The sequence below is a fragment of the Brenneria tiliae genome (assembly GCF_023347575.1).
GTDB classification, from domain to species: Bacteria; Pseudomonadota; Gammaproteobacteria; order Enterobacterales; family Enterobacteriaceae; genus Brenneria; species Brenneria corticis.
In genome coordinates this window covers 94,156-119,805 of sequence record NZ_JAKPCB010000093.1, presented here as the reverse complement: position 1 = coordinate 119,805, position 25,650 = coordinate 94,156, and the positions used below count along the sequence as shown (strand labels likewise).

Here is a 25,650-nt window from a genome sequence, read left to right as displayed (position 1 = left end):
GTTTTCCCGGATGCAAATATGATGAAATTACGCCTGTCAGGGTGGCTGTTCCTGGGTGTGACAATGGCTCTGCCCGCCGCGCAGGCTGCCGCTGAGCGTACTCTCCGGGTGGTGATGTTGGGCAGCCAGAGCGAAACGCTCGATTACGGGCGCGCGCAAACCTATTACCCCTGGGTGGTGACCGGCAATGTCTGCGATGTGCTGGTGGCGGATAGGCAGGGCAGTCCCGACTATCAGTTGAGTCGTGACATTACCCCCAATCAGGATGCCACGCGCTGGACCGTCTCACTGCGTTCCGGGGTGCACTTTTCCGATGGATCGCCGCTGACCGCTGATGATGCGCTGGCGAGCCTGCGCTTTCTGGCCGCCTCTCCCGGTTTTGCCGGATTCTTCAGCGATGTCGATATGCAGGCCAGCCATGTTGTTAATGCCGAAGCGCTGGAGCTGGTTCTTACCCGGCCACGTGCCGATCTGGTCACCACCGTGCTGACCGCCGCCAGTATGGTATGGAAACAGGGGCGGGGCGATGCAGCGATCCCGGTATGCAGCGGCCCGTATCAGGTCACCTCCTTCAATGCACAGAACGGGGCGTTGCTCAGCCGCAACCCTTATGCATGGCATCCTGCGGCGTGGTTTGATCGCATTGAAATTCGCCCGCTGGCCGATGCCACGGCGCGGGTGAACGCGCTGCTGAGCGGCGCGGCAGACTATGCCTTTGATATACCGGTCAGCAGCGCCCGCAGCGTAGACGGACGCCAGGGCTGGCAAATCATCCGCAGCGGTGTGGCGAATGCCAGCGGTTATTACTTTGCCATGAATACCAGGGTAAAACCGTTTGACGACGTTGAGGTCCGGCAGGCGCTGAAAACGCTGGTGAACCGTCAGCAGCTGCTTGATGTGGTCCTCGGCGGCTATGGCTATCGCGGGAATGACGTTTTCGGCCAGGGGCTCAGTGGTTTTGACAACCAGCTCCCTCAGCGCCAGACCGATGCTGCCGAGGCGCAGGCGCTGCTGCGCAAAAAAGGTATCACGCAGCTGACCTTGCTGACCGCCGATCTGACCCCAGGGCTGAACGACGCGGCAGAACTATTACGCCAGCAGTTGGCCGACGTGGGCATTACCCTCAGGGTTGAGACGGTGGCTGCGGCTGATTATCTGGGGGATATTTCACGTCTCCATCAGGCGCAGATGTTGTCGATGTATGCGTTAAATCGCCCCTTCCTGGCGGCGATCCCGATGCTGTTCGGTGATGACAACCCCTATAACTATGGCGGGTGGTATCCGGACGATTTTGCGGCAGGGGTTGAGCAGGCGCGTAAAACGCTCGATCCGCAGCGCCAACAGCAGCAACTCGACCAGTTACAACAACAGTTGTGGCAACAGGGGCCGTATTTGCTCTGGGGGTATCGCGATCAGCTTTCGGCGGCGGTGACGGCTTTGCAGGGCGTTGAGCTCAACCAGGGGATCCCCCTGTTCCGCAGCGCCCGGATGGCGGCCGGCCAATGATGGCCAGATTTGTCCTCTGGCGTCTGCTCAGCACTCTGCTGCTGCTGTGGCTGGCGAGCATGTTGATCTTCTTCACCCTGGCGCTGGCGCCCGGAGATGCCGCAGTGCAGGCATTGGGCGAACGCGCCACCCCGCAGGCGTTGCAGACGCTGCGGCATCAGTTCGGCCTCGATCGGCCCGTCGCCGCAAGGTACTGGCAGTGGCTTAGCGGTATTCTGCGCGGCGATCCCGGCATCTCTTTGACCAGCCAACAACCGGTAGCCGATATTATCGCTCCCGCCGCACGGCGGAGCGGGCTGCTGGCGCTGCTGGCCGCCTGCGGGATGCTGCTGCTGGGAGGCACCGGCGGTGTGCTGGCGGCGATGCATCGCGATCGCTGGCAGGACCGGCTGCTGTCATTCATCGCGATGAGTGGATTAAGCACCCCGGAATTTATTGTTGCCACGCTGATGATCCTGCTGTTGGCGGTTGGGGCGGGGTGGTTCCCGGCGGTCTCCCTGCTGCCGGCTTCCGGCAACATCAGCGACCAGTGGTCGATTCTGGTTCTCCCCGCGTTGACTCTGGCACTGATCGGCGGCTGTTATTTGCTGCGTATGATACGCGCCTCGTTGATAAGGCTGACTGCCGCGCCCAACATTCTTAGCGCCCGCCTTAACGGCGTGCGCGGGCTGACGCTGGTGGCCCGCCATTTGCTGCCTCAGGCCGCGGGGCCGCTGGCCCAGTTATTTGCCGCCAGTTTACCCTACCTGATTGGCGGCGCCGTGGTGGTGGAACGCGTATTTGGCTTTCCCGGCCTCGGCGAGCTGCTGCTGACGGCGCTGAATACCCGTGATGCCATTTTGCTTCAGGGGGTGGCGATGCTGCTGGCGCTGATTACCGCCCTGTGTTGGTTCGCGGCGGATATTCTGGTGGTCTGGCTCGATCCCTGGCGGAGGCGCTCGTGAGAATCGTCGCTTTATTGATGATTGCCCTGATTATCTGCGGCCCGTGGCTGGCCCCCTATAACCCACAGCGTAGCCTCGGTCTGGCCTGGCAACTGCCGGATGAAACACTGTGGCTGGGCAGCGATGGCCTGGGGCGGGATGTCTTGAGCCGTCTGCTGAGCGGCGGTCGCAATATTCTGCTGTTCCCCCTGTTGTGCGCACTGTGTTCCTCATTTTTAGGCAGCCTGTGTGCGCTGCTGCTGGTGGCTTTGCCCGATCGCGGCAGAAGGCTGGTGGTGTTACTGGATCCGCTGCTGTACATGCCCCCGCTGCTGGTACTGATTGGGGTGATCTACGCCTTTGGCAACGGGCAGGTCGCGCTGTTGATCGGAATGACGTTACTCAATATCCCTTTTACCCTGCGCTACGTACGTTCGCTGGCGGATCCCGTCCTCGATACCGGTTACGTTGAGGTCGCGCGTGCGGCAGGCGATGCGCTGCCGTTACTGCTATGGCGCGAAGTCCTGCCGGTCATTGTGCCCGGTATCCTGGCCGATGGGACAACCCGTTTAGTCGCGGCGATTTACCTGCTCGCCTCGGCCAGTTTTCTCGGTATCGCCACTCCCGGCGGGATCGACTGGGCGTCAATGGTGCGCGACGGATTACCCGGACTGATGCTAAACCCATGGGCGGCGCTGCTACCTGCGCTTGGTATCGCGCTGGTGGTGGTGGCCATCAGTTTGCAGACTGACCGCTGGAGCAGGAGCTGATGCGCTGGGTGGTGCAGGTATCCGGCCTGACGATCCGCAACCCGCAGGGCGATGCGGTGTTGCAGGAGATTAACTTTGAGCTGGCCGCGGGTGGTTCGCTGGCGCTGATTGGCGGCAGCGGGGCGGGGAAAAGCACCCTTGGGCGCGCGCTGCTGGGTGACCTGACCTCCGGGCAGCGCCACGCCGGCGGGCAGATTATCTGCTGCGGATGCGAGGTATTGCAGGCGACGCCTCGCCAGCTCCGGCAGCTCAGATTCAGGCATACCGCCTGGCTTGGCCAGGACCCGGCACAGGAGCTGACGCCGGGTATGTCGGTGCGGCGTCAGCTGAATGAATTTCATCATGGTGATGCCAGCGCCATTCGCGAGATGCTGGCTTCGCTCGGATTACCTCAGGATGACGCTTTCCTGCAGCGTTTCCCCCACCAGCTTTCCGGCGGGCAGCGTCGGCGGGTCGCACTGGCCCGGGTGTTATTGAAGCGCCCGCAGATCCTCATTCTCGATGAGCCCTTCGCCGGGTTAGATCGGCGACATCGTGAGCAGATGATGGCGGAACTGCGTCAGCTACAGCGGCAATATCGCTTTGCCCTGCTGCTGATCGGTCACCAGCTCAACGCCGTGGCGGAGATAGCGCAACGGATGCTGGTACTACATAACGGGCAGCAGCTGGAATATGGCGACACCCGGCAGCTTTTCGCCGCCCCCAAAAGTCCGCTGCTGCAGGCGTGGTTGTCTCCTGTGACCTGCTCGCGGCCGGTAACCACTGAGGGTGAGCCGCTGCTGCGGGCTGCGCACTGGCATCCGGGGGATTCGCGACGGACCGCGTTGCCAGCACTGAGTTTCGCGCTGCATCCGGGGCAGTGCCTTGCGGTCACCGGGCCATCCGGCATTGGCAAAAGCACCCTCGCGCGCTCGCTGGCGGGGCTAAATCCCCCTCATCAGGGCGCTATCACCCTTGGCGATCGACCGCTGGCGAGCGATGTGCGCCGGCGCTCCCGCGAACAGCAGCGCGCCATCGCGCTGGTGCCTCAGGACCCAGCCCATTCGCTGCACCCGCTGCGCAGCGTTGGGCAGCAGCTGCAGCAGGCGCTCGATCGGTATCGATTATCCCACCCAGGCAGCGTGGCCGCGCTGCTGCGCCAGGTCGGACTGCCCGGCGATTACGCCCGTCGCCTGCCGCGAGAGCTCTCCGGCGGCGAACAGCAGCGCGTGGCGCTGGCGCGGGCGCTGGCGGGTCAGCCCAGCGTGCTTATCTGCGATGAAGTGACCTCGGCGCTGGATGTGCTCAGCGCCCGCACGATTCTGCAACTGCTGAGTCAGCTACTGGCGCAGGGCCTGGCAGTGCTTTTTATTACCCATGATTTACCGGCAGCCAGACAGATTTGCACCGCAGGTCTGCATCTCAGCTGCGGTGACGCTGATCCGGGCGCGGTGTTTGACAAGGAGATTTGTGATGACTTCAACATGCGAGACTGAACCGCAGCAGGCCGGGCTATTACGGCCGGTTCGCGGCTGGATTGCGCTGGCGGTAGTGCTTCAGGTGGGTTCATCGGCGCTGTTGCTGGCCCCGCTGATTGGTCTGACTGAACTGGCGCGGGTGCTGATGAGCGCGCAGGCAGATCGCGCGGCCCTCGCCTGGCATATCGTGAAAATATCCGCTTTCTGCCTGGGCGGAGGATTGGCGTTGCGCGGGCTGGCCGATCTCACGACGCACCTCGCTGACAACGCGTTCTCCCTGTGGCTGCGCCGCCAGCTAGCGCGTCGTATGGCGCACGCGCCGCTCAGCTGGTTCAGCGCCAACAGCAGCGGCAGAATTAAGCAGGGTATGCAGGATGACGTGACCGCCATTCATCATCTGGTGGCGCACTCCTATCTGAACCTGGCAAACGCCGCCGCCACCCTGCTGTGCGTCTACGGCTACCTGCTGTTCATCGATTGGCGGATGACGCTGATCGCCTTGATTCCGCTACCGTTCTTTTTTCTGCTCTATCGCCGGATTATGCGTGCCAGCCAGGCCAAAATGGCGGAGTACGGCCAGCAGCTGGAGCAGGTCAATCTCTCGGTGGTGGAGTTTGTCCAGGGCATACCGGTGGTGAAAACCTTCGGCCAGCATGGCGTTGCTCATCAGGCGTATCGCCGGGCGGTAGACAGCTTTCGCGATTTCTTCCTCGACTGGGTGCGCCCGCTGATCAAGCCGGAAAGCCTCTCTGGGGTGATCATCGCGCCGATCACCTTGTTGCTGTTGGTGCTGGTTGGCGGCGTCACCTTTATTCATTTCGGCTGGATGGATATCTGGCAACTCCTGCCGTTTGCGGTGCTGGGGCTGGGGATCTCGGTGCCAATTGGCACGTTAAGCAGCAGCGCACAGTCGCTGCAGATGGCGAAGGGGGCTTTTACTCGCCTGGCCGGGTTACTGGCGATCCCTCAACAAAAGGAGCCGGAGCGGGTGATGCTCAATGCGGGCAGCCAGGTGCGTTTTGATCGCGTCAGCTTCAGCTACGGGCCCGAACGCCAGATTCTGCATGACATATCGCTGAGGCTGGAACCCGGTACGGTAACGGCGCTGGTTGGCGCATCCGGGGCGGGCAAATCAACGCTGGCGAGGTTACTCCTGCGCTTTGCCGAACCCGACGCTGGGCGGATTATGCTGGGGGGTGTCGATCTGGCGAATATCGCGACCGACCATCTCTATCGCCAGATTGGCTGTGTCTTTCAGGAGGTACGACTGCTGCGACTCAGCATCAGAGACAACATTGCCCTGGGTCATCCGCAGGCAACCGATCGGCAAGTGATTGCCGCGGCGCAGGCAGCCAATATCCATCAACGCATTCTGCAATTGCCGCGCGGCTATCAGTCGGTCTATGGCGAAGATGCCCGCCTGTCGGGCGGGGAAGCGCAGCGCCTGAGTATTGCCAGAGCGCTACTCAAGGAGCCGCAGCTGCTGGTGCTGGATGAAGCCACGGCACAGGCTGATGCCGAATCAGAAGCCGCCATTCAGGACACGCTCTCCCGGCTCATTTCTCAACAGGGTAACCGCTCGCTGCTGGTGGTGGCTCACCGCCTCGCGACGGTGGTTAACGCCGATAATATCGTGGTGCTGGCGCAGGGACGTATTGCGGAACAGGGAACGCATAGCCAGCTGCTGGCTAACAAGGGGGAATACGCGCGTCTGTGGCAGGCGCAGTTCTCACCATCAAAGGAGGAGGTATGCTGCTGACCCGTCTCTCGTCACTGCTGGGCAAAGATAACGCCAGGGTTCTGCGACGTTACCTGATCCTGATGGTGCTTTTCTGCCTGGTGCAGGGGATCGCTTTTGCGATGGTCGTGCCGATCGTCCAGGCGCTATTGCAGGCTGATATCACGCGGGCGACATTGTGGTTATTGCCGCTCACGCTGGGTACGCTGCTCGCCTGGTATCTTAACTACGTTGCCTCGTTGGGCGGCTTCAAGGTGGCCATCGCGCTACTGAATACCTTACGTCACCGCATTGGCGACCATGTGGTGACTCTGCCGCTGGGCTGGTTCAGTCCCGCCAATACCAGCCAGCTTGGCGTGCTGCTCAGTCAGGGGGTGATGGAAATCCTGGGGCTGCCCGCCCATCAATTAAGCCCGTTAATGCGCGCCACCTTGACGCCGCTGGTGGTGGTGGCGATTACCTTTTTCTTCGACTGGCGTATCGCGCTGATCGCGCTGGTGATTTTCCCGCTGGTGGCGCTGGTTTACTGGTGGGCGGGCAGGCTGGGTCGCGCCGCGGACGAAGCCGTTCACCATGCCACGGCAGAAGCCAGCGAACGTATGCTTGAGTTTGCGCAGAACCAAATGGTGTTGCGAACTCACGGCTGCGGCGAACAGGGACATGCCAATTTTGATGCGGCCTTAGTGGCGCAAAATCGGGCCAGTAAACGCCAGCTGTGGCTGGTGCTGCCGCCGTTACTGGCGAACTCCTGGCTGGCGCAGCTCAGTTTCCTGACGTTGATGGCCAGCGTCACCTGGCTGGGGCTGGCCGATAACGATCCGCAGCAGCTGGTCACGCTGCTGGCGCTGCTGGTGCTGATTAACCGGGTGATTGATCCCCTTACCGAAGTGGCCGCCTATGGTTCCGGGATCCGTATGGCTTCTGCCCAAATGGATGCGGTGGAACGGGTACTGGCCGAGCAACCGTTGCCGCAGGCCGACGATCCGCAGCCATACAGCGGCGAGGCCAGCATTCAGCTGCATAACGTGACCTTTGGCTATCAACCCGAGCGGCCGATCCTGAAAAATGTGTCGGTTACGCTGCCCGCCAACACCACCACGGCGCTGGTGGGCCTCTCTGGCGCCGGTAAAACCACCCTTATGCGTTTGATCGCGCGTTTCTTTGATCCCGACGGCGGCAGCATTACGCTGGGAGGCACCGATCTGCGCCAGTTAAGCAGTCGCGAGCACATGTCACTGATCGCGCCAGTCTTTCAGGACAATTATCTGTTCAGCGGCACCCTGCGGGAAAACGTATTGATTGGCAATCCGCACGCCGATGCGCAGGAAATTGCGCAGGTGGTCAGGCTGGCGCGGCTGGACGAGCTGCTGCAACGTCTGCCGGATGGCTGGCAAAGTCAGGTTGGCGAGGGCGGCGGCCTGCTTTCTGGCGGTGAACGCCAGCGTGTCGCCATCGCTCGCGCATTGTTGAAAAACGCGCCGATATTGCTGCTGGATGAGGCCACCGGCGCTCTTGACGCAGAGAATCAGTCCGCGATCGCCGCCGGATTACAGTCTCTGCACCATCGTTGTACGTTGCTGGTCATTGCCCATCAGCTCTCGACCATCCAAAACGCTGACCAGATTCTAGTGCTGGATCGGCAGCACATTATCGAACAGGGCAACCATCAGCAATTACTGGCCGCAGGCGGTCGCTATGCCGATTTCTGGCAGGCGCGTAACCGTGCTGAAGGCTGGCGTCTGCAATAAACCGGGGAGGTAACGATGTCCGAAGCGATTATCAACAGTGAACAGGCCGCGCAGTATTGGCCGCTGCCTGACGTGGATCTGACCAATCTGGACCTGTTCAGCCGCGGGTTTCCACATCAGGTATTCACCGACCTGCGTCGCCACCACGGGGCATTGTTCCATCCCCGGACGGCGCTAACGCCCGATGGCGAAGGATTTTGGGTGTTTACGCGCTATCACGACATTGCGGCCATCGCGAAAGATAACGACACCTTCTCCTCCGCCGGCGGCGGCGATCGGCAGGGCGGGGGCACCATGATTGAGGATTTGCCGCGTGAAATGGGGCCGGGATCGGTAATCAATATGATGGACGATCCGCGCCATAAGGCGCTACGCAGATTGATTGCTCCGGCCATCACCAATGCCCGCGTGGCGGCGATGGAGGATGTTCTGTTTGCCGCTGCAGGGGCTGCCGTACAGGCCGCGCTCCAGCAGGAACGTGTCGATTTCGTCTCGGCCATCGCGGCAGAGCTGCCGCTGTTTGCTATCGCCAGTTTAGTCGGTATCCCACACGACGATCGCCATCAGATTTTTGCGTGGATTAACGCCGTGCTGGACTATTCGGACCGTCAGTTGGGGGAAACCAGCATCAGTAGCCAGCAGGGGATGAAGAACTTTATGGCCTACGGGCATAAGTTCGTCGAAGAGAAACGCCAGAACCCAGGCAGCGATATTGTGTCGCTGGCCGTGACAGGCGAGCTACCCAAAGGGCTGGGAAAACTGACGCCGCTGGAGCAGTTGATGGTGTTCAGCGTGGTCATGGTGGCGGGGCTGGAAACCACGCGTAACGCCATTGCCGGCGGTATTCTGGCATTTATTCACCATCCAGAGCAGTGGCTGCGCCTGCAACAGGACCGGGGGCTGATGAATTCGGCGCTCGACGAAATACTGCGTTGGACTTCACCGACCCCCTATAACCGCCGCACGGCAACGCGCGATGTGATTATCGGCGACCGGCTGATTCGCCGGGGGGAGAAAGTCACGTTATGGTGGGCGTCGGCCAACCGGGATGATGCTTATTACGAGCAACCTTTTGCGTTCGACATTGGCCGCCAGAAAAATCTGCATATGGCATTTGGCGGCGGGGGACATAGCTGTCTTGGCGCTCAGCTGGCGAGGCTGGAAATGCGCGTTATTTTGCACCACCTGCTGCAACAGGTGGATGGCTTCAGGCTGGATGGCGATGTTAATTGGGTGCGCAGCAATAAGCACACCGGGATTCGCAGTATGCCGGTGCGGTTTGTTAAGCGTTACTGAGAAATATTACTGCGGAAAGAGTATCCCTTATTGAGGAAAACATCGATCTTGCTGTACGGATCGGTGATACAGGTAAATCTGCCGCCAGTCGCCATTTCCCCTTATGCCGAAACCGCCTGTATGATGCCGATGTCTCGTCGGCGCTAGTCTCAAAGGTCACCTACGCCGTCATGGAGCAGGTTATCGAATGGCAAAACAGGCCACTGGATGCGGTTTATCCTATTGTTTATCTTGACTGTATCGTCCTGAAAGTCCGACAAAATAATCGCGTCATCAACAAGTCAGTGTTCCTAGCGTTGGGCATCAACATCGAAGGTCAGAAAGAACTACTAATATCCCAAATCACCAACCGGACTGAGCGATGCCGATCATAGCACCAATACCCCGCGACGAACGATGCCTGATGCAGAAAGCGATCCATAAAACGCGTGACAAGAACTATGCCCGTAGGTTGACCGCCATGCTGATGCTGCACCGGGGTGACCGTGTCAGTGACATAGCCAGAACACTCTGCTGCGCCCGTTCGTCAATAGGCCGCTGGATTAACTGGTTTACGCTTTCGGGTGTCGAAGGCCTGAAATCGTTGCCTGCCGGACGCTCCCGACGCTGGCCCTTTGAACACATCTGCACATTGTTACGTGAACTGATAAAGCACTCTCCCGGCGATTTTGGTTATCAGCGTTCACGCTGGTGCACAGAGTTACTGGCAATAAAAATCAAAGATATAACAGGATGCCAGTTACACGCGGGGACCGTCCGTCGCTGGCTGCTAGTAGCCGGACTGGTATGGCGCAGGGCTGCACCGACTCTGCGCATCCGGGACCCACATAAAGATGAAAAGATGGCAGCAATCCACAAAGCGCTGGACGAATGCAGTGCAGAACACCCGGTCTTTTATGAGGATGAAGTCGATATCCATCTCAATCCTAAAATCGGTGCAGACTGGCAACTGCGCGGACAGTAAAAACGCGTGGTCACACCGGGGATGGCTTCACGAGTAGCCGGAATGGTCCAGATTTTGTTTCTAATATCGATCTCAGGCCAACGGGCAAAGCGCAACTCGCTGGAACGGATGAACAGGTGCAGAGTAAGTGATACTGCCAAACGGGTTAATTCTCGCCCTTGCTTGTAGTCCTCAATGCGAGTCAACAGTTCCGGTAGTTTCTCCAGCGGAAGGGCAGGGTAGTGGCGTTTAACGGGCGGGGCGATGATACCGTCCAGATTGGCCGCCGGATTATGCTCTATCAACTCCTGATGCACGGCATGACGCATGATGTTGTGCATATGCTGCCGAGTTCGTGCCGCCGCTTCCAGCAGACCTTTTTTCTCAATATCTTTCAGCAGGCCAATGAAGTGACGAGTTTTCAGTTCTGTTATCGGCAGGTGTCCAATTATCGGGAAGATATGATTGTTCATGCTGGCAAGCAGACGGGCGGCATGGTTCTCTGACCAGGCTCTGTTGTTTTTATGCCAGCTTAGTGCCACTGATTTGAAGGTTTACGCTGGCGAGGCAGTGGTTCTTTCTGCAGAACGTTGTTGTGCTGGATTGATATTCTGCGCCAGCAATTTACGAATACCGTCACGTTGTTGACGAGCATCGGCCAAAGATACACCGGGATAGGCACCTAAGCTGAGGCGGGATTCTTTTCTATTGATGCGATATTTGAGATACCAGAGACGTGAACCGCCTGGATTAACCAAAAGGTATAGACCGTGTGAATCGGAAACTTTGAAGGGATTAGCGGATGATTTTAAGTTGCGGATTTTTGAGTCGTTAAGAGACATTTGGGGGTCACTCCATTATCGAACCAACCTGACCCCAAATCTGACCACCATTTTTTCCCGATGCGGAGGGAAAACTAGAAACGCATCGGGAAAGTTTTTCACGCTAACCTGTTGAATCAATGTACAAATAGGGATTCGCAAGGATGCATGAAAACAAGTAAATGGCTCCTCTGACTGGGATCGCCTTTGCCAGTAACTGGCTAATAAGTAAGCTAAACCTGAATTCCCTTTCTGTCAAGACCACCAGAATGACCATCAATAGTTGCGGATTCCATAAATCTGGTATGAGCGTTCCGCAGCATGGGTGAACATTACTATTTTACTCTCTGAAAATGAAGCGTAGTTAGAGGTAACGTCGAAGGCGTTTATCCTATGTGAAACTGTGTGCAAAGAGGTTTAACTGTCGGCTGAGTGCCAAAAGCAGACATTGATAACATTGAGATATGTTAATTTATGGGGAGCAGGTCAACGCTGTAAAACCTGTCACCAAATTAATAATGCACAAAAGCCCATTGGATCGAGTACATTCAGCAGAACCAACACCATGTAGGCTTCATAGCATGTGGCTGATGCGATTCGTTAACTCAACCCTCTCAGAAGCTGAGAAGTGAAACTGAAGTGGTTTACTGATGTGGACCTTACTAGACCAGTAAACATGAGCAGATTGCTGGATATGAATTGATAAATAACACCGGCAAATTAATCATTGTGCTTCTTTAACCTTGCGCACTCTTTTCTAGAGCAGAAAGTACTTTTCCGACACACAAGCATTATGATGGAGGTTGCATTGATCATTCCTCTTCAAAAACAAACTGAGGGTGGAACACTCTACACACGCTTACCTGAGACCGAAGTTAGGCTGGCAGAATTAGCCACCCTCACGGATGAAAATCTGATTCAGTTGTGTAAGCAGAGCAAGACACATCCGCAATATGTGCCCAGTGAATGTCTTCTTTACTTCGTCCGGCGCAGCGCATTGACTAACCAAACTCTTTTTGATCCCCTCTTCAGGATCCTCTCAGAACGCATTTTCAGGAAGCTTCCTCGAGCCGTTAATCATGGTGGAAACTCTGTATCAATGCTGAAAAGCGACATTCAGGAGAGTGTTTTTGACCGTATCGTTGAGATGCTTATGCTTGATAAAGCAGGGTATGAAGAACGGTTGGACATTTTTGAAATCCGTTTTGATTTGGCCTTTTCAAATTTAAAAAAAGATGCTCAGGAGAAGTCTTATCGGTCGGAAAATAGGAATACTGAGTTGGAGTACGATGATTCAGAGGACGTAACTATAGAGGTTGAAACTGCTTCTGAAGGTTTTAATCCTTTTGAAGAAACAGATCTCAATGATTTTCATTACCGTCGTGAGCTTGATGCGGCGATTGAGACTTTACCTGATCTACAGAAGCGAATCATTGAAATGCTCCGATTAGATTTTCCAATAGACTCCATCGACCCACAAGAGATAACGATTTCCAAAGCTCTAAACAAGTCTGAAAAGACCATCCATAATCATAAAAATAAGGCGTTTGCACGTCTTCGTTCACTGTTTGAAGGGGGCATATGATGACCGGACTTTCACCTCAGGCATCCCTGGAAGAGGTACTGGAGTCATTTTCCATAGAGCATGATGTGGGAAAAGCGACTCTGCAAAAGTACCTTGCAGCCTTCCCGGAATATGCCAATGACCTCATAGATTTATCTCGAGAGATAGCCAGAATATCAATCGAAGATGAAGCGCCACTCTCTGAGTCCCAGCGCCGCTTAATCAATTCTGCTACCACTCGCATCCAAAATTCACCGGGCAAAACAGCGGTGGACCCCTTCGCTAGACTCTCGGCACAAGAAATGCGGGCTCTCTCTAAATCGCTAGAGATACCTCGACAGGTCGTCATGGCATTCAAAGAGCGAAACGTAGTCGCCAAATCTGTTCCCAGGGGTTTTCTGGTCAGGTTTGCTGAACAACTTCAGATCAGCGTACAACAGTTATTTACCTCACTCGAGCAGCCGCACATGGAGGTTGCAGGGAGTTATAAGTCCGAATCTAAACCGGGTGAAGCAGAGAAGATTACTTTCGAACGACTGCTTCGGGATGCCGGGTTGTCTGAGGAAGAAATCAGAAACTTAATGGAAGAGGATAGATAACGTGCAAGCAGTGGAACTGGCTCGTAAGGCCGCTGCTGCTCTACATGATCAGGCCGTTGATTCAGGACAAAATCCATGGACTCCCTATGAGTTTGCTGTTGCTGAAGCCAACAGACGAGGCCTTGATGTAGAGAGCACAAGAAAAGGATCGCCTAACCTGAGAGGCGCGCGCGCTCGTTTTATTCCAGAGGAGATGTTTATTCTCCACGAAAAATGCGCAACTCTTTTTGAACAAGCATTCCTCGTCGCTCATGAAATTGGTCACGCTGAACTTGGAGATGATGTCGAAGAGGATGAACAGAGTTATACGATAGATCCCACAAGGACGTCGGAGAGCTCCCCACTGGGAGTTGAGCGAGTCGTAGATTACAGTCGCAGACAGCGAAGAGAGGTCCAGATGGATCTTTTTGCGCGCGAGTTTTTGCTACCTAGACATTTTGTTAGAACGCTTTATCTGGAGGGCCAAAGTGCTTCAAGTATTGCCGAAAAGCTTGGAGCGCCATTTGACGTCGTTGCTCAACAACTTTTTGATGCACTACTGTTGCCCCCGACTTTGCCTGAAAATCCAGAGTCAGCAATTGAATTTCCTTTAAACGATGAGCAGGCTAAAGCCGCAGCCCATCGTGGTGTTGCCTTTTTGCTTGAAGCCGGACCAGGCACAGGAAAAACACAGACATTGGTAGGCCGTGTAAAAGGACTGCTTAATGAAGGGGTTGATCCCCGGGAAATTCTCTTGCTGACTTTTTCAAATAAAGCGGCAGGAGAAATGGCTGAAAGAATTGCGCGTGTCGATAGCAGTGCTGCAGCTGCAATGTGGATCGGTACCTTCCACTCATTCGGCCTCGATTTGGTTCGCCGGTTTCACGATAAGTTGAATCTGCCACAATCCCCCCGGATATTGGATCGTACAGAAGCAGTAGAATTGCTGGAGCATGAGTTCCCAAAATTAGGACTTGTTCATTACCGCAATCTTTATGATCCAAGCCGGATTATTGCGGACTTTCTCGCCGGCATTTCACGTGCTAAAGACGAGGTAGTTGATGCAAGCACTTACCTGAGACTGGCGCAGGCCATGCGCGATAGCGCTGTTGAGAGTGATGCTATTACCGATGCAGAGAAAGCGATTGAAGTCGCCAAGGTATACGCAGCTTATGAGAATCTTAAGCAACAGTCTGAATGTATAGACTTTGGGGATTTGGTTTCATTACCTGTAAAGCTACTTGAAGAAAATGATGCTATTCGCTCCCATATCCAGTCTACCTATGAACACGTTTTGGTGGACGAATACCAGGACGTCAACCACAGCAGCGTGCGACTGTTGAAAGCTATATGTGGTAATGGTGAAAATTTGTGGGCAGTTGGGGATGCTAAGCAGTCAATCTATCGTTTTAGAGGTGCCTCTTCATTTAACATGACGCGCTTAGGAAATGAAGATTTTCCAGGCGGGGTGCGATATCGGTTAAAAATGAACTACCGATCGGTGCCTGAAATAGTTTCAACATTTTCGAGATTTGCGGTGGGTATGGCTGTGGGGGATGCTTATAGCGGGCTACGCCCCAATCGGGGCAGTAATGCCTGCAAACCCGAACTTCGCTTTGTGGGACAAGGCGTTCAACAGTCACCAGCTCTTGCGGACGCTATACAGAAAATGCGAGGTGCCGGTTACCCATATCGTGATCAGGCCGTTCTCTGTACAGGCAACGAAAAACTCTCAGAAATTGGGCAACAACTCGAGCGTTTAGGAATCCCTGTCCTTTTCTTGGGCAGTGTTTTCGAGCGTCCAGAGATAAAGGATTGGCTGTCACTGCTTTCCCTTTTAGTGGATCGCCGCGCAATGGGCCTGGTGAGGATGGCTTGCCTGCCAGAATTTACGATGTCGCTGGAAGATGTCGGAAATATTCTTGCATGCCTGCGTGAAGAAGATGACAGGGGGGATTGGAGAGATAAAGTAGATCAGTTCCAAATCTCTGCAAATGGCCGTACTGCCTTAAAGCGGCTGATTAAAACACTGGACGGTTTTAGCGGCGATACTTCACCCTGGACTGTGCTGGCCACTGTACTTTTAGACAGGACTCGTATTGTAGCTCGCCTGGCAACTTCTTCAGGTCGCAGTGACCGCTCCCAATGTATTGCAACCTGGCAGTTACTTAATTTCTTGCGAGTCCAGCCTTCAACTGGCGAAGGATTATTTATCACTCGCACATTAGATCGCATCCGCCGTTTAGTCCGACTAGGGGACGATCGTGACCTCAGGCAACTCCCGGTAGCGGCACAAAGCATTGACGCGGTTCGCCTCATGACTATACATGGCTCAAAAGGGCTTGAATTTCCTGTAGTCCATGTCCCGGGGATGAATGCGGATACCCTTCCTGGTTATACGCAAAAGCAAGCCTGCCCACCACCCGATGGGATGATAGTCGATAGTAAGGCGAATGCCAGGGAGCAGTTTAGTATGGAGCACAAGGCGGAAAGAGAATGCTTATTCTATGTTGCATTGTCGAGAGCCAGGGACCAGTTATTCCTCTATGCTGCACTACGAAACGCTGCAGGTAGTACCCGAAAGAAATCCGAGTATCTGGATCGTATTGAGCCCAATCTGATTCAAAGAAACATAGAGCCTCATCATCCGGTCATTGAGCCTCCCGAATCTTTACCTATAGACTGGGTTGCGGATGGAGAATTCAAACTTAGTGGCGATCAGGTCTCCCTCTATGAATCTTGTCCTCGACGATTTTTCTATACTCACGTCCTTCAAATCGGGGGGCGACGATCACCAACCCCATTCTCAAAAATGCACGATGCTGTCCGAAAAGTGTTCAAGGATATGATCGAGGCAGAGTCTACAATAATTACGAATATAGAAGTCAGCGTTGAGCAAGCCCTCAAAGTTGAAGGTCTGGCTGAGCACGGATATGCCCTTGAGTTTAAGTCTCTGGCACTTGACATGGTTAGATATTTTAATTCAATTCGCGAAGGTCACGCTCCTGAAACACCCAGTGTACTCACGATGAAGTTCGGGGATATCCCTATCACCGTAGAACCTGACGATGTGTTGATTTACTCAAATGGGCGACGTACGTTTCGCCGGGTTAGAACCGGACATAAAAGAGATAAAGAAGAATCGGACCTTGGCGCAGCCGCTTTTATACTGGCAGCACGGAGAGCCTTTCCTGACGCGATAGTGGAGTTAGTTCATCTTTCTGATAAGACTGTAACGCCGATTGATCTGAGCACTAAGATGCTACATAACCGGCAGGAAAAGCTTCATGTTGCCTTAGACTCTATAAGTCGGGGTGTATTTCCCGCCGAATCATCATCCCGGGTCTGTCCCTCCTGCCCGGCATTTTTCGTCTGCGGATTGACCCCTCCAGGCGCGCTCCAAAAAAAATTCTAAAATAATTTACCGCTTTGGTATAGCTGCATCGATTGAGTATTAGAGCCAGACATCGTCTGGCCAAACTCAAGGATATGCAAAACATGAACAGCCAAAATATTAACAATATCGACGATGTCGGAGAAGCTATTCGCGAAGGCCGCGAACTGCGTCCGGCAAATGCCTACCGCATCCTGTTTGCGCAGGAAAACCTGGATTTTCACGCAATTGTAGTCAATGACCCAGTTCCACTGGGTCGACAAATTCTGATTGCTGCGGGTCTGCGTGCAAATGATGACTATAGCCTCTTCGCCATTCTTCAGACGGGAGACTTTGAAGATCTTCGCCTTGATGAACCTTTCGATTTACGCGGTCATGGCGCTGAACGTTTCGTGGCCTTCCAGACCGATCGTGATTTCAAACTTACTGTAAACGACAGTCAAGTATCATGGGGTAAACCTGCAATTTCAGGGGCAGCACTTTATGAACTGGCAAAACCAGGCGACGGCGATGCCGTATTTATGGTTGTCCGTGGCGGTGATGATCGCCAGATTGAACCGAATGAGGCGGTGGATCTTACGACTCCGGGAATTGAACACTTTGTAACGGCGCCAAAGCGTAAACCAAAGATTGATATCGTCGTTAATGGACGTGAAGTTCAGGTCAGCGATAGTCATCAAACTTTCGAGCAATTTGTGGCTATCGCATATCCAGGTGAAGCTCCAACTGCTGAGATCGTATATTCAATTACATATCGTGGAGCGAGCTCAAAACCACACAGTGGTGAGTTAGCTGCAGGTGCCTTTATCGAAGTGAAAAATGGGAGCGTAATCAATGTCGGCCGCACCATTCAATCTTAATAGCGATCTGAAGCGCTTGCGCGAAGAAGGTTACCACGTAAACATTGTAGGTGCTTTCCTGGTCATGCGTGACGTGCCGTATGTTAACGCGCAACGGGAAGTTAAAACCGGCACGCTTATATCGAGCCTTTGCATGTCTGGCGACGTTACTCAAAAACCAGAACCACACACAATTCACTTTGATGGAGAATTTCCATGCACTTCCCAGGGGGTGCGCATTCAGGCTATTTTTCATCAGAGTGAAGAGGTAAATCTTGGGCATGGACTGTCTGCTCAGCACTTATTCTCCAGTAAGCCAGGGCCTGAAGGTTACAGTGACTACCATCAGAAGATGTCCACCTATGCGACGATCATTTCTGGCCACGCCGCCACCCTCAAACCTGGCGTTAGTCCACGTGTTTTTAAAACCCCTGATGAGGAGGAAGGGGGCGTATTTAACTATCTTGAAACCGCATCTGACCGGGTCGGGATCGGGGCATTAACTGCACGACTTGAAGGTCAGCACATTGCCATCATTGGAGTCGGAGGTACAGGTTCCTACATACTGGACCAGATAGCCAAAACGCCGGTTAGTGAGATACGTCTCATCGATGGTGATGATTTTCTTCAGCACAACGCTTTTCGCGCACCTGGCGCCCCGTCCATTAACACTCTCAGGGAAGTGCCGAAGAAAGTAGATTACCTGGCGGGAATTTACGGTCAGATGCACCGTCATATCGTTACGCATGCAGTACAGATAAGCCTGGATAATCTTAATCTCTTGGATGGAATCACCTTTGCCTTCCTTTGCATGGACGCAGGCGAGCCAAAACGTTTAGCGATGCAGAAGCTGGAATATATGGGGGTGTCATTCATAGACGTGGGAATGGGGCTCGAGTTGGTGGACGGATCGCTTGGTGGCATCCTGAGGGTGACGACCAGCACTCCAGAGAAGCGTGAACATATTCGCACCCGTGTGTCTTTCAAGGAGAGTGGCGCAGAAAACGTTTACGCTTCAAATATTCAAGTCGCCGAGTTAAACATGTTGAATGCGGCACTTGCCGTCATCAAATGGAAGAAACTACTCGGGTTTTATCGTGATCTTGAAAATGAACATCACTGTTCATATACGACTGACGGGAATATGTTACTGAATGGTGACTTACTATGATACGCCATTACCAATTGACCCCGTGTTTCGTTAAAGGGATTCCACGAGAACTTGAAGCCGGCACTCTGTACGTTTCCATGGAGTATGGCACGGTTATCCACAGTTGCTGTTGTGGTTGCGGACATGAAGTAGTAACCCCTCTAACCCCAACTGACTGGAAGTTAACCTTCGATGGTGAGACCATTTCGCTTTGGCCATCCGTAGGAAATTGGAATTTACCCTGTCGATCGCACTATGTAATTAAGTGTAACCGCGTACTGGAAGCAGCTCCTTGGGATAAAGCCAAAATCGATGCGGAGATGCGTCGAGATAAAGCGGCTAAGAAGCGTTATTACGCGCAGACTAATGCGACCGAAACTTCTGAAGATTTTAAACAGGAGCCAACTGAGGAGTCTTCTGGGATGAGAACTGAGCCTCTATCCATTTGGAGTAAGTTAAGGAAGTGGTTGAGTTAGGGCAATGACTTTAACAGTGCTCAAAACTATCAGACCTGAAAAGCATGACTCTGGGCAGGTTACATTCAGCTTGTTCTACAGGCGAGTTCATCGGTCTGGCTATGGACCGGTATGCTGGAATGTCATAAAAGCATACCGGTACCCTCTACCGATGAAATCTGGCTGCCGGAACGGTACCTTTTTTCTGATGCCGCCAATTTCTGCGCCACCGGTCTGCATGAGCTGATTCACTGGAGCGGGGCATCAAGTCGGCTGAACCGTGAAATGAAAGGGAAGTTTGGCAGTGAGGATTATGCTTTTGAGGAGTTGATCGCCGAGCTGGGAAGCGCGTTCCTGATGGCGGTCTGGGTATCGCTGGAGAGGTTCAGCATGAAAGTTATATTGCTTCCTAGCTGAAAGCACTGAAGAACGACAAACGCTATATTTTCAAGGCCGCCAGCGCGGCATCAAAAGCTCATCGTTATTTGATGGATAAGCTTTGAGCGGGAATGCACTGCAAAGGAATGCGGCTTTGCGTGTAGGGGCCGTTTAAAACAGTAACGCTGTAGGGACATGAGTGAGGCGGAGCGCAGACAGGGCGAGCACCGAACAGTCATGTTCCTGCAGTGGAATTAAGACAACCCCAAGGAGGGATTGATGTGTAGTTACTCCATGTGATTAACTGCATTAGCTCATATCGCCGTACGGCTTTCTCGTACAGCACACAACCATATATGGCAGTCAGTTAAGAGCGGAAGTTCATAATTTTTTACTTTCTAACAGGCATTAACATCCGAGTTGAAGATAATATTGGCGTTCATATTCTAAATGTCCACAGTTCCGGTGGACATATCCAGAACCATTATCATGTACATGAGCCGAAAGTGCTAACGTCCGTTTCACGCCCTGAGACATTCGACAAGCTTTTTATGCCTTCAGTAAGGGCGATTTTCGCGCTTCAAGAGCCAGCAAATATTTTGCTTCGTCGTAACAGGTTCTAGTCTTCCAACAACGGTAAATGATCCTTATCCATTTAAACGCTAGGGTCGTTCAGAGTTTGCATTACCAGAGAGGCGCAGAAATGGGCAAAAAATTATGATTTACACTGAACGGCAATCTCGTCCAACGCCTCTTCCAGCGAGGTAAAAGGGTCAGTGTGAATCGCCGGTGCATTTTTCTCTTCAATACGCACGGCAACGTAATAGCCCGAATCTTCAATGACGGCATAGGAACCTATCGCGCAGTTGGTCAGCATGTCGTCATCATCCAGTATGTTGACGGTCGTGCCTTGATAGTTGATTTTTCTCATTTTAGTGATTTCTCCGTTTATAGATACTGGGGGAATATTCTGGGCTGGCAATGCCGCACCCTTCATACATACCGGCCTGTCTAATAATAGCGCCTCACGATTAAAATCATTCACTACTTTGAATGGTCCTAACAACTGACAAATAAGGATTATCTTCCGGCACAGCTTCATCAAAGATATCTTCCGGCCTGTTTAGCAGATACCCCTTCACCCGACGCGTTTTACGCGGGCCTTGCACTTCACAAACGAAAATGTTGATGCCATCGTTGCCGCGCTGATGGAGTTTCAGTTTCTGGAATGCTTTCTGCACCTGTTTCCATTCATCACCGGTTGCGCCGGTAGTGGTTCTGACATACAGCTTAAAGATCTCCGGCGATACCAGAAACGCTTTTCCTTCCACCATATGCACTCTTGCAAGCGTATCGTTGACTGCAATTTTATGGGTTCGTATGCCCTCCTTGAGCCAGTCGATAAAACCGGCATCCTTAACCTGATCGGCTTCCGGTACGGCAACGGGACGTGGCGTCTCTGGTTGCAGACTGACGTTTTCCCTGCCGCCTGTCTCTGCTTCTACCTGTCCGGGCTGAACTTCCGGTAATTCATCCACTATATCCGTTGATTCGGGCAGGATGTATTTATCAGTTTCCTGTTCCGGTAGTGCAAACAGAGAAAAAGCCAACTCACTGAGTTCGTTTTCAGGTGTGGTAATGTCGGGCGCGCTTTGGCTGTCAGCATCTTTTTTTTCAGGGGAAGTCGTCGCCGTACTGCCTGGTATCACTTTTCCGGTAAATGGCGCGGGCCGTTCTTCTGCATTCGACCAGATCAGTGATGGCGCCAGGCGCAACAATGTTAGTGGGCGGCCCGGCGTCCAGCCACTGTCAGCGGTGACGGTACATGACCAGACCGCCTTTCCTTCCGGTGTGGGAACAATCAGGCCGTGCGCCTGCATTTCATCAAATAGGCGGACATTGCTGTCAGGTACGCTGGTTACGCCCTGTTGCAGCAGCCATGCCCGCGCTCTGTCGGCCGTGGTTTTGCTGATAAGCCAAAGGGCGTCGTCTGTTAGCCAGCCATCGGAGCCTGAACTTGGGTTACTTAGCTTGAATTCCGCTCTCACCAGTTCCCGCAGGGCAGAGATGAGTTGTTCCGGCAGCGAGGATGCCGGGCGGGTCAGCGTCTGGCTGGCATTGCCCCCCATAAACTGTGCCACCGACGCGCGATCCGCTTCCTGAACCAGTTCACCCAGTACACCCGCGTTGTCATAATGGCCGCTGATACAGTACAGAAAGGATTCGTTCAGTTCCCGGTATTGTGCCAGCCAGTTGAGCGCCGAAACCGGCAGGATCTGTAAGGCCATCAGGCTTCCGATCATCGGGTGGAGCCGGTGATCGCGGTTTTTTTGGTATCTCAGGCGATAAGGTTTCGTCAGCGGCCCCATCCACGGCAACCAGCGCTGGTTATCGTCGGTCATGACTTCAATATCCGTCACTATTTTTCCGACATCATGCAGCAGTGCGGCGTACAGTATTCCCGCCGTCCAGACTTCGGCTTCTCTGGCCTGATCTTCCGGGGCCGCACCAGCGGGAAGGAGATGACGCTGGCGCAGCTTTGCCGTAAATGCCATGACCTCCAGCGTGTGATCCAGCAGCCCTCCCGGATGCGAGTGATGATGGTATTCAGAGGCCGGAAACTGTTGTACCAGTTCGGCAAAATGTGCAACCGGGCGTTGATACAGTTCCTTGAATAATGCGACGGGTAGCGATGTTCTCTGCCAGATGATTTTCATCAGTTGTCGGCGTAACGGAGTAACGAGCAGCGCTTCTGCTTTCTGCGGATATAACCAGCCGGTAGTAATTTCCTGAGAGACAGGGGCGGTTGCCGGTTCGGATATTGGCTTTTTGCCGGTGAGCCATTTTAGTTTTGCATGAATGCCGGTTTTCATGATGGTGACCTGTCATGATGTTATTTGTTCATCTGGCGGTAAAACTGGTAGCACTCCAGTAAAAATGCCGTGATGGTTTTTCCCTGCTCGGCGGCAAACGCCTTGATTTCTCGGTGCATCAGGGGATCGATGCGGATCTGAATGGGTTTTGTATTGTCGGTCTGGTGCTCGGTGCTCGTTACCTCCAGTGGACGGGGTGCAAGGGGCGTCAACTTGAGTACGGATTTTTTTGCCATATCAGAAGTCCTGAATGCCGAAAGTATCTGAAATCATGAATACCGATTTTTCTTCTTTCCTGTTTTCATGCAGGAAGAGATCAAGGCAGGGGACGGGCCGCGCGACCGCAAATTTCGTGGATCACGTTTTTGGCGCGCTGGTTCAGCGTTTCCCACGGCGTTTCCGTGATGGAAAGCCCTGCATCCAGTGCAATGCTGTAACCCGGTTTAAACGTGAGGAAGGTGTGCGCGCAGGCAAACTGCCAGGCGGTGATGGTCTGACAGGCGGAACGGCCTTCGGCCTGGCTGGGCGCTTTACTGACCACATAGAACAACCGGTTGTGGGGGATACCTCTATGCACCAGTTCATGGCCCAACAGTAGTGAGGGCTCCAGATCATCCAGCGAGGTGCCGGTGGCGATCACGACGAGGTTTGACTGACGGGCGATATCGAGAGAAGAGATATCGACAAACGGACGGGTATCGATGATAAGGCACTGATAACTGTTTGCGACTTTTAGCGCCACGTCGTGACGGCGATAAACGCCGGTTTCCACCGCGGGAGAAATACCGGCGTTATCGCGGCGCTCCGCCCATTTGGCGGACGTTTGTTGCCGGCTGTCCAGGTCTGCGAGATGTACTTTTTTGCCTGAGTGAATGAGTTCAACGGCAGTGGCGCGGGCGAGCGTTGAACGGCTGACGCCGCCTTTCTGGCTGATAAAACTGATGATCATAGGATCTCCTGAATTCATGAAATACTGAAAAGCCAAAAGAATGAATGCAGGAGAAACTCTGACGGAAAATCACTAATTGGTCGGTAATTAATTAAAAACAGAGCCAGCATGTTTTATTAAAGACTGAATGCATGAAAACAGGATTTCCTGTTCAGGGAAATGACCTTTTGCCTCAGGCCCTTTCGGTAATGCCTGTTACCCTTAAAAACCTTTATCCCTTGCCGTTGGCCTTTTTCCTTTTTAGTCCGTCAAAGATAATAATGAAATCCATTTTTCATGAATGCATAATTAAAAAGCACCCTTCAGTGAAGGGTACTTTCAGATTATATTTCGCCATGTTGGGAAAAGGCATAATACGCATCGCCGGGCGTGATAATAATATGGTCCAGAATATTAATGTCGAAGAGGGAAAGGCACTGCACCATATTACGGGTGAGTGCGCGATCCGCTTGGCTGGGAGAGGGATTTCCCGAAGGATGATTATGCGCCAGAATCAGGCTGCTGGCGTTATGTACAAGCGCCTTGCGGGCAATAATTCGGGGATGAACTTCCACGCGAGCCAAATCACCACTGAAAAGTTTCTCTGCGGCAATGAGTTGGTTTTGTGAATTAAGAAACAGCACCATAAAATGTTCTCTGTCATGTTCGCTGAGTTGTAAACGCAGATAATCAATAACCATCAGACTGCTGGTAAAAACGGGCGTATTTTCGCAAGCATGGAAAAATTGTTTCTCGATTGCCTGGATAGCTCGGGCAATCAGCATTTTGTCCGTAGGCGAAAAAGGACCATATTGGATTAATTCAGACATGTTGGTTCTCCGATATCAGGAATAATGTGGAGGGTATGCACCAGCGCGTAAGGCGTCGCTCGTTTTCAGGTGTATGAGCATTCGGGGGCGTGAACGGCGTTCACCGGGTGCTGCGACAGCAGCGACTTGCCGGGGGAATGGTGGATTACGGAGTGGCGTGGATATACGGAAAACTGAATATCTGAAATGATGTTTTTTAACGGGTTACTGTGTTGGAGAAGGGGAAGCGGGTATTAGGACTCACTCGCGCCATCTGCAAAATGGCCTGGTCGCCGCTATTCATACTTCCCGGCAGACGGTTCTTCTCTGGTTGTATGTAAGCAAAAAGCCTGTTTTTTCGTTATAGGTGACGAAAAACAGGCTATGATTTTATTGAAATGAATGATGATCGGAAACGGCAATCAGGCGTTGACTACCCGTTAGTCGCATTCGCCTCAGCCAGTTCTTCTTCGATTTGCTTCTGGCAAGTATTATGCAGACATTCAATCCGTTCCTGCAAAACGAACAGCAGAACTTCACGAACACCCTCTCGTTCAATTCTCACAGCGGCATAAACCAGCGCCCGGCACTGATCGATCAGTTCGTCCAGTTCCAATGGCGTGTCATCGTACATAGTCCGCCTCCTGAACCAACAGGCGAGCAGTAGCCTTTCGCAGAATGGGAAGAAGTTGTAAAAGGTACTGATATTTAAGACGAGCTTGGGTAGACTGGGCATCAGCCATAGCGTTACTCCTATAACGTTGTGGTCAGAGGCCCGGTTAGTGTTGGCGCACTGCCGGGCTTCGCTATTCACCATAGAGTATTTTGGTGCACATACACCATAGCGCTAGGTGCATATACACGTCAATATTTTTAAAAACTCTTTTCCTCTGTATAGTGTTCCTTCACCGACAAAGGAAAAACGGTATGCCTACAGGTTTTAAAAACAATCGTTCTACAACAAAGGGGGTTCGTTTCCCTCATGAACTTATCGACGAAATCAATACCAGCGTAGAGCAGGAAAAAACGGATAACCCTAACGCCAATTTCTCCGCCTGGGTACTGGATGCCTGCCACAGAAAACTGGATGCGATACGACGCAAGAACCAGCAAAAATGAACAAATATTGTGCGTTTTTTGTGCAAGGTGGTAAACTTTCATCATGCTGGCGGACACGGATAAGGGAATGCAACCATGAAAAACAGCCTCAAAAACTGGCTGAAAAGCGCCCCGGATAACGAATGGACCAATGAAGATAAATGCCGGGAAGCGATGCAGCAAATGCAGCAGAGCCATGATCAATCGCCCGCGTCGGAGTCGCAGGATCAGGCTGTACCGGTCGGTGAATTGATTATGGACTTTCTGGCGCTTGTACCTGACATGTCCGACGATGAAAATATAAGCGGTTATCATGCTGATGGCCCCGAAGGGCCTGGTTATTATTATAAAGGTGCATTGTGTCGGCGTGTTGATGACTGAA

Annotated in this window: 21 protein-coding genes and 4 pseudogenes; 18 read left to right on the top strand and 7 right to left on the bottom strand. The window is 53.2% G+C overall.

Annotated features, from left to right (window positions below; genetic code table 11):
- Positions 1–18 precede the first annotated feature (18 nt).
- The 9 genes and pseudogenes from MFP24_RS07610 to MFP24_RS07570 all read left to right on the top strand — a co-directional run.
- Positions 19–1,506, top strand: a complete 1,488-nt coding sequence (locus MFP24_RS07610) for an ABC transporter substrate-binding protein (protein WP_249232835.1) — start codon at positions 19–21, stop codon at positions 1,504–1,506.
- Positions 1,503–2,450: an ABC transporter permease gene (locus MFP24_RS07605; protein WP_249232834.1), complete on the top strand. Its 948-nt coding sequence runs from the start codon at positions 1,503–1,505 to the stop codon at positions 2,448–2,450. The genes MFP24_RS07610 and MFP24_RS07605 overlap by 4 nt, the downstream gene beginning before the upstream one ends.
- The gene (locus tag MFP24_RS07600; RefSeq protein WP_249232833.1) at positions 2,447–3,199 is read left to right on the top strand and encodes an ABC transporter permease; all 753 of its coding nucleotides are present in this window, start codon (positions 2,447–2,449) and stop codon (positions 3,197–3,199) included. Before MFP24_RS07605 ends, MFP24_RS07600 begins: the two co-directional genes overlap by 4 nt.
- Positions 3,199–4,674, top strand: coding sequence for an ABC transporter ATP-binding protein (locus MFP24_RS07595; protein ID WP_249232832.1), 1,476 nt, complete (start codon positions 3,199–3,201; stop codon positions 4,672–4,674). Before MFP24_RS07600 ends, MFP24_RS07595 begins: the two co-directional genes overlap by 1 nt.
- Entirely contained in the window at positions 4,652–6,415 is a 1,764-nt protein-coding gene (locus MFP24_RS07590; RefSeq protein WP_249232831.1) for an ABC transporter ATP-binding protein, read from the top strand. Before MFP24_RS07595 ends, MFP24_RS07590 begins: the two co-directional genes overlap by 23 nt.
- Positions 6,406–8,142: an ABC transporter ATP-binding protein gene (locus MFP24_RS07585; RefSeq protein WP_249232830.1), complete on the top strand. Its 1,737-nt coding sequence runs from the start codon at positions 6,406–6,408 to the stop codon at positions 8,140–8,142. Before MFP24_RS07590 ends, MFP24_RS07585 begins: the two co-directional genes overlap by 10 nt.
- Before the next feature lie 15 nt (positions 8,143–8,157).
- Entirely contained in the window at positions 8,158–9,438 is a 1,281-nt protein-coding gene (locus MFP24_RS07580; RefSeq protein WP_249232829.1) for a cytochrome P450, read from the top strand.
- 116 nt (positions 9,439–9,554) lie between these two features.
- Positions 9,555–9,812: pseudogene (locus MFP24_RS07575) on the top strand (transposase); the annotation flags it as partial.
- Positions 9,800–10,399: pseudogene (locus MFP24_RS07570) on the top strand (IS630 family transposase); the annotation flags it as partial. The pseudogenes MFP24_RS07575 and MFP24_RS07570, both read left to right, overlap by 13 nt.
- Before the next feature lie 14 nt (positions 10,400–10,413).
- On the opposite strand, the pseudogene MFP24_RS07565 reads toward MFP24_RS07570, so the two are convergent.
- Positions 10,414–11,223: pseudogene (locus tag MFP24_RS07565) on the bottom strand (tyrosine-type recombinase/integrase); the annotation flags it as partial.
- 787 nt (positions 11,224–12,010) lie between these two features.
- Between MFP24_RS07565 and MFP24_RS07560 the strand changes: the two are divergent.
- The 7 genes and pseudogenes from MFP24_RS07560 to MFP24_RS07530 all read left to right on the top strand — a co-directional run.
- Positions 12,011–12,787 carry an RNA polymerase sigma factor gene (locus MFP24_RS07560; RefSeq protein WP_249232828.1) on the top strand — a complete coding sequence of 259 codons (777 nt, stop codon included), beginning with the start codon at positions 12,011–12,013 and terminating at the stop codon, positions 12,785–12,787.
- The gene (locus tag MFP24_RS07555) at positions 12,784–13,365 is read left to right on the top strand and encodes a hypothetical protein (protein WP_249232827.1); all 582 of its coding nucleotides are present in this window, start codon (positions 12,784–12,786) and stop codon (positions 13,363–13,365) included. The genes MFP24_RS07560 and MFP24_RS07555 overlap by 4 nt, the downstream gene beginning before the upstream one ends.
- A 10-nt stretch (positions 13,366–13,375) precedes the next feature.
- A complete protein-coding gene (locus MFP24_RS07550) occupies positions 13,376–16,759 on the top strand; it encodes a UvrD-helicase domain-containing protein (protein ID WP_249232826.1) in 3,384 nt (1,127 codons plus the stop codon).
- A gap of 83 nt (positions 16,760–16,842) precedes the next feature.
- Positions 16,843–17,598: a multiubiquitin domain-containing protein gene (locus tag MFP24_RS07545; protein WP_049264799.1), complete on the top strand. Its 756-nt coding sequence runs from the start codon at positions 16,843–16,845 to the stop codon at positions 17,596–17,598.
- Positions 17,573–18,748, top strand: coding sequence for a ThiF family adenylyltransferase (locus MFP24_RS07540; RefSeq protein ID WP_249232825.1), 1,176 nt, complete (start codon positions 17,573–17,575; stop codon positions 18,746–18,748). The genes MFP24_RS07545 and MFP24_RS07540 overlap by 26 nt, the downstream gene beginning before the upstream one ends.
- On the top strand, positions 18,745–19,203 hold the full coding sequence (locus tag MFP24_RS07535; protein ID WP_075206659.1) for a ubiquitination-like system serine protease family protein: 459 nt from the start codon (positions 18,745–18,747) through the stop codon (positions 19,201–19,203). Before MFP24_RS07540 ends, MFP24_RS07535 begins: the two co-directional genes overlap by 4 nt.
- A 141-nt stretch (positions 19,204–19,344) precedes the next feature.
- Positions 19,345–19,685, top strand: a pseudogene (locus MFP24_RS07530) (zincin-like metallopeptidase domain-containing protein); the annotation flags it as partial.
- A gap of 590 nt (positions 19,686–20,275) precedes the next feature.
- Here the strand turns inward: MFP24_RS07530 and MFP24_RS07525 are convergent.
- The 6 genes from MFP24_RS07525 to MFP24_RS07500 form a co-directional block, all read right to left on the bottom strand.
- A complete protein-coding gene (locus tag MFP24_RS07525) occupies positions 20,276–20,605 on the bottom strand; it encodes a hypothetical protein (protein ID WP_249232824.1) in 330 nt (109 codons plus the stop codon).
- Positions 20,598–22,433 (bottom strand): MobH family relaxase, encoded by a 1,836-nt coding sequence (gene mobH, locus MFP24_RS07520; RefSeq protein WP_249232823.1) that lies wholly within the window; start codon positions 22,431–22,433, stop codon positions 20,598–20,600. Before mobH ends, MFP24_RS07525 begins: the two co-directional genes overlap by 8 nt.
- A 20-nt stretch (positions 22,434–22,453) precedes the next feature.
- Entirely contained in the window at positions 22,454–22,669 is a 216-nt protein-coding gene (locus tag MFP24_RS07515; protein ID WP_121590240.1) for a hypothetical protein, read from the bottom strand.
- Between the two features lie 80 nt (positions 22,670–22,749).
- A complete protein-coding gene (locus MFP24_RS07510; protein WP_249232822.1) occupies positions 22,750–23,382 on the bottom strand; it encodes a ParA family protein in 633 nt (210 codons plus the stop codon).
- Positions 23,383–23,705: 323 nt separating this feature from the next.
- A complete protein-coding gene (locus tag MFP24_RS07505; RefSeq protein WP_249232821.1) occupies positions 23,706–24,191 on the bottom strand; it encodes a JAB domain-containing protein in 486 nt (161 codons plus the stop codon).
- Positions 24,192–24,603: 412 nt separating this feature from the next.
- A complete protein-coding gene (locus tag MFP24_RS07500) occupies positions 24,604–24,804 on the bottom strand; it encodes a hypothetical protein (protein ID WP_249232820.1) in 201 nt (66 codons plus the stop codon).
- A 293-nt stretch (positions 24,805–25,097) separates the two neighbouring features.
- On the opposite strand from MFP24_RS07500, the gene MFP24_RS07495 reads away from it, so the two are divergent.
- The gene (locus tag MFP24_RS07495) at positions 25,098–25,289 is read left to right on the top strand and encodes a YlcI/YnfO family protein (RefSeq protein ID WP_150437838.1); all 192 of its coding nucleotides are present in this window, start codon (positions 25,098–25,100) and stop codon (positions 25,287–25,289) included.
- A gap of 75 nt (positions 25,290–25,364) precedes the next feature.
- Positions 25,365–25,649, top strand: a complete 285-nt coding sequence (locus MFP24_RS07490; RefSeq protein WP_249232819.1) for a hypothetical protein — start codon at positions 25,365–25,367, stop codon at positions 25,647–25,649.
- The last annotated feature ends 1 nt before the right edge of the window (position 25,650 follow it).

Excerpts from the sequence above, each read along its gene's own strand:
- MFP24_RS07555 (WP_249232827.1), top strand. The coding sequence starts at position 12,784 with ATGATGACCGGACTTTCACCTCAGGCATCCCTGGAAGAGGTACTGGAG.
- MFP24_RS07580 (WP_249232829.1), top strand. The coding sequence starts at position 8,158 with ATGTCCGAAGCGATTATCAACAGTGAACAGGCCGCGCAGTATTGGCCG.
- MFP24_RS07500 (WP_249232820.1), bottom strand. The coding sequence starts at position 24,804 with ATGTACGATGACACGCCATTGGAACTGGACGAACTGATCGATCAGTGC.
- mobH (WP_249232823.1), bottom strand. The coding sequence starts at position 22,433 with ATGAAAACCGGCATTCATGCAAAACTAAAATGGCTCACCGGCAAAAAG.
- MFP24_RS07585 (WP_249232830.1), top strand. The coding sequence starts at position 6,406 with ATGCTGCTGACCCGTCTCTCGTCACTGCTGGGCAAAGATAACGCCAGG.
- MFP24_RS07515 (WP_121590240.1), bottom strand. The coding sequence starts at position 22,669 with ATGGCAAAAAAATCCGTACTCAAGTTGACGCCCCTTGCACCCCGTCCA.
- MFP24_RS07490 (WP_249232819.1), top strand. The coding sequence starts at position 25,365 with ATGAAAAACAGCCTCAAAAACTGGCTGAAAAGCGCCCCGGATAACGAA.
- MFP24_RS07605 (WP_249232834.1), top strand. The coding sequence starts at position 1,503 with ATGATGGCCAGATTTGTCCTCTGGCGTCTGCTCAGCACTCTGCTGCTG.
- MFP24_RS07540 (WP_249232825.1), top strand. The coding sequence starts at position 17,573 with ATGTCGGCCGCACCATTCAATCTTAATAGCGATCTGAAGCGCTTGCGC.
- MFP24_RS07510 (WP_249232822.1), bottom strand. The coding sequence starts at position 23,382 with ATGATCATCAGTTTTATCAGCCAGAAAGGCGGCGTCAGCCGTTCAACG.
- MFP24_RS07495 (WP_150437838.1), top strand. The coding sequence starts at position 25,098 with ATGCCTACAGGTTTTAAAAACAATCGTTCTACAACAAAGGGGGTTCGT.
- MFP24_RS07590 (WP_249232831.1), top strand. The coding sequence starts at position 4,652 with ATGACTTCAACATGCGAGACTGAACCGCAGCAGGCCGGGCTATTACGG.
- MFP24_RS07505 (WP_249232821.1), bottom strand. The coding sequence starts at position 24,191 with ATGTCTGAATTAATCCAATATGGTCCTTTTTCGCCTACGGACAAAATG.
- MFP24_RS07595 (WP_249232832.1), top strand. The coding sequence starts at position 3,199 with ATGCGCTGGGTGGTGCAGGTATCCGGCCTGACGATCCGCAACCCGCAG.
- MFP24_RS07610 (WP_249232835.1), top strand. The coding sequence starts at position 19 with ATGATGAAATTACGCCTGTCAGGGTGGCTGTTCCTGGGTGTGACAATG.
- MFP24_RS07535 (WP_075206659.1), top strand. The coding sequence starts at position 18,745 with ATGATACGCCATTACCAATTGACCCCGTGTTTCGTTAAAGGGATTCCA.
- MFP24_RS07545 (WP_049264799.1), top strand. The coding sequence starts at position 16,843 with ATGAACAGCCAAAATATTAACAATATCGACGATGTCGGAGAAGCTATT.